This is a genomic window from Streptosporangium carneum (genome assembly GCF_027922005.1).
Classification (GTDB): domain Bacteria; phylum Actinomycetota; class Actinomycetes; order Streptosporangiales; family Streptosporangiaceae; genus Streptosporangium; species Streptosporangium carneum.
Window position 1 is genome coordinate 1 of record NZ_BSEV01000108.1, and the last position, 610, is coordinate 610.

The 610-nt window shown below is 71.3% G+C and carries 2 protein-coding genes; both read right to left on the reverse strand.

Annotation, left to right across the window (positions count from 1 at the left end; translation table 11 throughout):
* Window positions 1-369 (reverse strand): FAD-dependent oxidoreductase (locus tag PKF00_RS44920; RefSeq protein ID WP_271223757.1); only part of this gene is annotated, 369 nt, incomplete at its 3' end.
* Between the two features lie 10 nt (window positions 370-379).
* On the reverse strand, window positions 380-610 hold a 231-nt coding region (gene nadA / locus PKF00_RS44925), incomplete at its 5' end, for a quinolinate synthase NadA (RefSeq protein WP_271223758.1).

Sequence of the window (610 nt, forward strand, 5' to 3'; positions counted from 1 at the left end):
GCCCTTCACCCGGGCGACCCGGTGGGGGGCATGGGCGGCTTCGCGGGAGAGCGACCAGGTCTCGCCCCGGCGCTCGAAAGGCGCGCCCAGGGCGGCAAGTTCGCGGACTTCCTGTGCCGCACCTTCGGCCAGCGCGCGCGCTGCGTCCGCGTCGACCAGCCCGGCGCCGGCGGTGATCGTGTCGGCGGTGTGCAGGGCGGGGCTGTCATCATCTGCGAGGGCAGCCGCAACCCCGCCCTGGGCCCAGCCGGAGGCCGCGCCTTCACCCAGCGGCGCCCCGGTCAGCAGCACGACCGGCCGCGGCGCCAGCTTCAGCGCCGCCCACAGCCCGGCGATCCCGGCACCGCAGATGAGAACGGGACGGGTCATGGCCGCCCTCCTAGATCGAGACCAGGTCCACGGGCTTTTCCTGCCTGGCCGGGTCGAAGCTGGCGGGCTTGTCGGGCTTGGGCAGGTCGAGCATGGCCTGGACGGAGCGGCGGGCACCGTCGATCACATCGTCGGGCACGGTCACTTCATGCTGTTCCAGACGCAGGCAGTCATAGATGTTTTCCAGCGTGATCCGCTTCATGTGCGGGCACAGATTGCACGGCCGGATGAACTGCACCTC